The sequence below is a fragment of the Paenibacillus ihuae genome (assembly GCF_001368795.1).
GTDB classification, from domain to species: Bacteria; Bacillota; Bacilli; order Paenibacillales; family Paenibacillaceae; genus Paenibacillus_AQ; species Paenibacillus_AQ ihuae.
Map to the genome: position 1 here is coordinate 1,882,451 of NZ_LN831198.1, position 6,129 is coordinate 1,888,579.

At 49.2% G+C, this 6,129-nt stretch carries 6 protein-coding genes and 1 pseudogene; 5 read left to right on the forward strand and 2 right to left on the reverse strand.

The features are described 5' to 3' along the window. Positions 1 to 36: 36 nt before the first annotated feature. Positions 37 to 291 (reverse strand): MBL fold metallo-hydrolase, encoded by a 255-nt coding sequence (locus tag AQR02_RS33795; protein ID WP_342447447.1) that lies wholly within the window; start codon positions 289 to 291, stop codon positions 37 to 39. A gap of 153 nt (positions 292 to 444) precedes the next feature. Between AQR02_RS33795 and AQR02_RS08460 the strand changes: the two genes are divergently transcribed. Both AQR02_RS08460 and AQR02_RS08465 read left to right on the forward strand, forming a co-directional pair. Then, positions 445 to 996: a hypothetical protein gene (locus AQR02_RS08460; RefSeq protein WP_054940195.1), complete on the forward strand. Its 552-nt coding sequence runs from the start codon at positions 445 to 447 to the stop codon at positions 994 to 996. A gap of 91 nt (positions 997 to 1,087) precedes the next feature. Beyond that, the gene (locus AQR02_RS08465) at positions 1,088 to 1,411 is read left to right on the forward strand and encodes a DUF1292 domain-containing protein (RefSeq protein WP_019911532.1); all 324 of its coding nucleotides are present in this window, start codon (positions 1,088 to 1,090) and stop codon (positions 1,409 to 1,411) included. 120 nt (positions 1,412 to 1,531) lie between these two features. Here AQR02_RS08465 and AQR02_RS08470 read toward each other — a convergent pair. Continuing rightward, positions 1,532 to 3,006 (reverse strand): annotated as a pseudogene (locus tag AQR02_RS08470) (aminotransferase class I/II-fold pyridoxal phosphate-dependent enzyme). Between the two features lie 92 nt (positions 3,007 to 3,098). Here AQR02_RS08470 and AQR02_RS08475 point away from each other — a divergent pair. From AQR02_RS08475 to AQR02_RS08485, 3 genes are all read left to right on the forward strand, one after another. Beyond that, entirely contained in the window at positions 3,099 to 4,385 is a 1,287-nt protein-coding gene (locus AQR02_RS08475) for an MFS transporter (protein WP_054940196.1), read from the forward strand. 311 nt (positions 4,386 to 4,696) lie between these two features. Then, complete coding sequence (locus tag AQR02_RS08480; RefSeq protein ID WP_054940197.1) at positions 4,697 to 5,293, forward strand: hypothetical protein; 597 nt, start codon at positions 4,697 to 4,699, stop codon at positions 5,291 to 5,293. 264 nt (positions 5,294 to 5,557) lie between these two features. Further along, a partial coding sequence (locus tag AQR02_RS08485; RefSeq protein ID WP_159067801.1) for an NAD(P)-binding domain-containing protein occupies positions 5,558 to 6,129 on the forward strand: 572 nt, incomplete at its 3' end.

Sequence of the window (6,129 nt, forward strand, 5' to 3'; positions counted from 1 at the left end):
ACAGTGGTTCAGCTAAAGTATCGGCTATCAGCAAGATCATCTTCTGCCGAATTTAGTTTTCATAAGCCTGGAAAGCTCAGGAAGACCGCCGGCATGATCATCATGAATATGGGTGATCAGGACCGCGGTTACATCCGCGAAGGATCTGCCCAGCTTCTCCATTGCCAGCGGAGCTGTCGTTCCACAATCAATCAGAAGTGTGTAATCGCTACTAAGAAGCAGCCCGTTATTATTGTGGTAATTTTTGGCAAAAGCATCGCCTGTACCAAGCATTTGCAGGTTTACGGTCATCGTATTGTTCCTCCAATATTCAGTGCTGGGGCCTTAATTTAAATATAGTATCATTTTAAGCTTTATATTGAAATTTTCGCCTTCATCCTGCGCAACTTGTGGCAATCTTGGTAGTATATATTAACAGCATGAATTATTTGGAGGGTCTCTATTATGAGATGGAAAAAAATTGCTCTGTGCGTGGTTGTTTTTTCTCTAATGGGAGGATCATTATTGTTCGCGGACGCTGTAAATCAGAAGCTTAGGGTATGGAGCAATGGAAAGGAAATGGCCGACGGAGGCTATTTGATTGACGGAAAGGCCTATATACCGGCTAGAGAAGCCGGAGGTGTCGTCAGCTGGGACGGTTCGGGCAAAGTGACGATCCTTAAGCCAAATGTGCAAATCGTGCTGTTTAACGGCGATAAGGTTTTTGGCAATGTAAATGTGGGCAAGCTCAAAATCAAGGTGTTGACCCAAGTGGACAGTCTGACCGACGATATTGCTGCAGTGAAGGTCGCCATTACCGATCCTTCCGGCAATGTGAAGGACATTCAGTCGCAGGAGCTTGGCGGTTCGAAGAAGGAGGATTTCTGGTTCCCGACTTCGGAGTTCACGTATGATTTCAAGGATGCCGGCAAATACCGGGTGGGCTTCTATATCAAGGCGTCCAAGGGCTCTGATTACGTACTTGTGTCGGAGAAGGTAATCACTGCGCTGGATTAAGTATTTTGGGCGGCCCTCAAATTGACCTGAACTTATCATACGTGTTACGATACCAAATGTAGGATAATTCAATTTAAAGTGAGGTATTTCAATGAGCGATCACAAACATGAGCATGGCCATGAACATGGTGAAGCATGCGGTTGCGGACATGATCACGACCATGAGCACGAGGAGTTTGTGCTGACCTTGACGAACGAGCAGGGCGAAGATGTAGAAATGGTGCTGGTGGAAACGTTCGACGTAGGCGAGAAATTGTACGCACTGCTGTTGGAACGTGAAAACCCTGAAGCGGACGGCATCATTCTGCGTATGGAAGAAGAAGATGAAGAAATGGTGCTTTACAACATTGAAGATGAAGCTGAATGGAAAGCTGTTGAAGAAGCTTACAATGAGCTGCTTGCCCAGCAAGAATAGATTTCAGTGTAGCTGAGAGGCTGCGGACCTGACAGGCAGCGGCGCTCTAATGCACAAAACCCGATACTGATCCAGTATCGGGTTTTTGTATGGGGACATTTAATTGGGAGAAGCGGCCGATCAGGAGATCGGCTCGGCTTCTACAATCACTTTAACGAAGTTGATGCTGCGGTCTTCAGGCCCTTTGACCGGCAGACCGATTTCTACATGGTCGATGATATAGTCGATGTTATCCTGGGTAATAACTTCACCTGGGAGCAAAATGGGAATCCCCGGCGGATAGACATAGATAAACTCCGCTATGATGTAGCCTGCAGACTCGCGGAACGGAACCACCTGAGTATCTGCGTAGAAGGCGTCTCTTGGGATTAAAGCAAGCTGCGGAATTTCCGGCACTTGTACCTTTAGCTCATAGATTTCACCTTTGCTGTAGTGGATCGCTGAGAGCACCCGCAAGGCAGAAATCAATTTATCTACGGATTCCTGGGTATCACCAGGGGTAATCAGGCAAAGAATGTTATACATGTCGCTCAGTTCAACTTCAATGTTGTACTTCTGGCGGAGCCAGTTCTCAGTCTCGTAACCGGTAATGCCAAGATGACGCACATGAATGTTGAGTTTCGTCGGATCCAGATTAAAGGTGGCTTCTGTACCGAGAATTTCTTTCCAAAACTGTACAAGCCGTCAATGTTGTTAATCGCTTCACGTGCGTAATTGGACAAAGCAATCGTCCGTGAAGCCATTTCGTGGCCGTTCAGTGCCAGATTGCGTCTGGAGGTATCCAGGGACGCCAGTAAAATATATGATGTGGACGTTGTTGTGAGCATGCTGATGATCGTCTGTACCCGCTGCGGGTTGACCAGGCCGGTCTTTGCATTCAGATTCAAAACCGAGCTTTGCGTCATGGAGCCGCCCAGCTTGTGTACACTGGTTGCTGCCATATCCGCTCCGGCCTGCATGGCCGATACCGGCAGATCCTCATGAAAATGAATCAATACTCCATGTGCCTCATCCACCAGTACGGGAACCCCGTAGCTGTGGGCAAGATCCACAATCGAACGCAGGTCGGCGACAACGCCAAAATACGTCGGATTGATTACTAGAACTCCTTTGGCGTCCGGATGACGCCTTAATGCCCGTTCCAGCGAGCTGGTGGTAATGCCGTGGTCTATCCCAAGATTCTCATCCTGTACAGGTGAGACAAAAACAGGCTTGGCTCCGGAGAAAATTATCGCCGACATCACTGATTTGTGAATGTTGCGGGGGACAATTATTTTGTCTCCTTCCGAGCAGACAGAGAGGATCATAGTCATGATGGCATTGCTCGTGCCTTGTACGCTAAAATACGTATAGTCGGCGCCAAAGGCCTGCGCAGCCAGCTTCTGAGCTTCCAGTATCACGCCGGTAGGCTGATGGAGGTCATCGAGCGGTGCGATGTTGATCAAATCTATGGATAGCGCGTTATCGCCGATAAACTCACGGAATTCGGCATCGGTTCCTAGCCCCTTCTTATGCCCGGGAATATGAAATTGAACAGGGTTTCCGGCGGCATGCTTTTTAAGAGCGGTGAAGAGGGGAGTTTCGTGTTGATTCATTTAATGCTGTCACAACCTTTCGTCAAGATTTATTTTTTTACGACAAGCATCAGTATAACAAATCAATCACCATAATACTAGGATGTGATGTAATGTCTGGCAAAGTAGCACAACGTATGCATATCAATCTGGCTTCGCCGTTCATCATGGAGATGTGGGTAATCATCTTTCTGGTGGAATTTGTAAAAGGATCCCTGCTGGTCGCTTTGCTGCCGGTTTATATGGAGAACATTCTGGGTCTCTCAGTCACCGTTGTCGGTTTCGCTTTTGCCCTGCAGTATTTAGGTGATAATCTCTTCCGCAGCCCGTTCGGCTGGGTGATGGAGCGGATCGGGTACCGCTGGACCATGACCGGAGCTCTGGCGCTGATTCTGGTGGCTGTCGGTATGATTATATATGCTAAGGATGCCGTAACGTTGTCTACAGCCTGTCTTATTCTAGGCATCGGTACATCGCCCCTCTGGCCATGCACGATGACCGGCATCACCGAACTGGCAGGCTCCACGGAAAGCGGCAGCAGCGGGGCGGCGATGGGCGCGGTGGAGATGGCTTCGCTCGCCGGAACGGGTATCGGACCGATTGTTGTCAATTTCATGATGGATCATGGAGGACAGAGTTACCGGTTCGTATTTTTTGTACTCATGGGCTGTGCCGCTGCTGTGGCTGCGATTGCCCTGCTGCTGCCTTCGAGAATTGGCGGGCAGGCGACTCATGTGGTGCGCGATATGCATGACGATGCTCCGGAAGCGGCGCGTAGACCGCTACAGCCTCTGAAGAGTCTGAAGCGTACAATGCATCAGGTAAGAACCTCGCTGAAGGTCAGCAGGCTGCTCTTCCCGGCTTTGTTCCTCCAGGCGTTTGCTATCGGGCTCATGACTCCTGTGGTGACCCTGTTTACACGCGCAGAGCTGCATGTGACTCCGAACCAGTTCAGTCTGCTCTTGATTGCAGGTGGAGGAATCACGGTTCTGGCGCTTATTCCGGCAGGAAAGCTGGTAGACCGGATCGGAACAACACTCTTTTTGAATATCGGCTTCCTGCTTGCGGCCTGCTCGCTGGCATTCTTCTCACAGGTGCGCTGGCTGCCGCTGGCCTTCGTGGCTGTGGCGCTTGTCGGAATCAGCTATGCGCTTATTCTGCCCGCCTGGAATGCTTTTATTGCTAAGCAGGTGCCAAAAGGCGAGCGGGGCACTGTATGGGGCTTATTCCTGACCCTGCAGGGCTCCGGAATGGTAGCCGGTCCGGTACTGTCTGGCAAGCTGTGGGATTCAGTCAGCCATAGTGCGCCTTTTCTGGCGAGTGCAGCAGTGATGGTATTGCTGTTCGGTCTACATCTGCTGATCGTTCACCGGACCAAGCTGAAGCATAATCCAAGCTGAATAAAGCGGTCTGCCACATTAACAAGCCGCAAGCCAGGGAACTTTGTGGTTCCTGTGCTTGCGGCTTATTTTATCGTAAAGGCTGAATTAAATAGGGGCTTAAGTAAAATGAACGAAGACCGTTTGGAAATGACAGGAAACGGGTAAAAATAGTCAATAAACCAAGTTACCGCTACATAATATGAAGTATAAAATAAGTGTAAGACGAATGCATAGCTATTGACAGGTAAAGTGGAGGTCCGGCAGTCAGTTTTACTCTAGGTTTACAGATCAGCTGCATTGTATTAACAAAGCTGTTAGGGGGGAGTGCCGTGAACAAAAATGATGAAGTGGAGTACTGTAATCTGGAGCTGCGCTTTGACAGACAGCATATTCAGGATCTGATCAAGGATTTGATCAAAAAAGGCTATTCCCTTTACTGGAGTGAGAATGAAAGTGTTTTTTTGATTTCGGTGCGCACCGGACGCAAGCTGGTGAAACTTCGCTTCCAGCAGATCAAGGATGGCTATAAGCTTGTTGGCGATTATATGATCCGTGATGCGCGCCTGTCCGAGTGGATGGAGAAGCTGATTGGCGATATGAGAGGACACGCGGTAGTGAAACGGTTCCGTGACCGCCAGATCATTATTGAGAATATTTTATTTGGTGAAGTGATCCGGCTGGTGGAGATTTCCGGCTATCAGCAGCGTGTATTGTACCAGAAAGGCCCGCTGCTTTCGGATCAGGAGCTGACGAAGCTATTCTACTCCGGCGAGGGGGAGGAACGGATCCAGCAGCGCAGAGTGGAAGTGGATGAGGAGCTGGACCGCATGAGCGAAGCTCTGCGAAGCAAGGACCCCGCGCTGGTAGAGGCTAGCAGGGCGAAACTGGCTAAACTGGCCCGTGAATTAAACATGCTTGAATGGTAAGGACAATAACCAGCAATGATACAGGGTATCCCGCAGGCCGGGGTGCCCTGAGTTTTTTTTGAGTGAGGGTCAGGGGTTCACTTCTGGCGGTAAAAACGGTAAAATAGTCATTGTGAGCAATTTCCTGATTGAAAAGGATTTTGTCAATGAAATTGATCTCTCTTTCGCAGACGGAACTTTGCTGTATCTGACAAAGGGTGGTATTCTTAATACTGCGAGAAATGGATTTCACAAAAATACAGGGTGCAAAGGGTGGAGGACCAGATGGCAAAACAACAAATTGGCGTGATTGGCTTAGCGGTAATGGGTAAAAACTTGGCTCTGAACATCGAGAGCAAAGGCTTTACCGTATCGGTATTTAACCGTTCCCCGGAGAAGACACATGATCTGATTGCCGAGGCAGAAGGCAAAAACTTGGTAGGTACTTTTTCTGTCGAAGAGTTTGTAGAATCACTTGAAGTACCGCGTAAAATACTGATCATGGTGCAAGCGGGTAAAGCTACAGACGCTACCATCGAGCAGCTGCTGCCGCATCTTGACCAAGGCGATATCATTATCGATGGCGGTAATGCATACTTCCCTGATACCGTGCGCCGCAGCAAAGAGCTTGAAGAAAAAGGCTTCCGCTTCATCGGCACCGGTGTATCCGGCGGTGAAGAAGGCGCGCTTAAAGGGCCTTCCATTATGCCTGGCGGTCAGGAAAGTGCCTATAAGCTGGTAGAACCGATTCTTACGGCAATTTCGGCCAAAGTGGACGGAGAGCCTTGCTGTACATATATTGGACCTGACGGTGCCGGACACTATGTAAAAATGGTGCATAACGGTATCGAGTACGG

What these genes read in the sequence shown, in the direction of transcription:
- AQR02_RS33795 (WP_342447447.1), bottom strand. Translation starts at nt 291, where the DNA reads ATGACCGTAAACCTGCAAATGCTTGGTACAGGCGATGCTTTTGCCAAA.
- AQR02_RS08465 (WP_019911532.1), top strand. Translation starts at nt 1,088, where the DNA reads ATGAGCGATCACAAACATGAGCATGGCCATGAACATGGTGAAGCATGC.
- AQR02_RS08475 (WP_054940196.1), top strand. Translation starts at nt 3,099, where the DNA reads ATGTCTGGCAAAGTAGCACAACGTATGCATATCAATCTGGCTTCGCCG.
- AQR02_RS08460 (WP_054940195.1), top strand. Translation starts at nt 445, where the DNA reads ATGAGATGGAAAAAAATTGCTCTGTGCGTGGTTGTTTTTTCTCTAATG.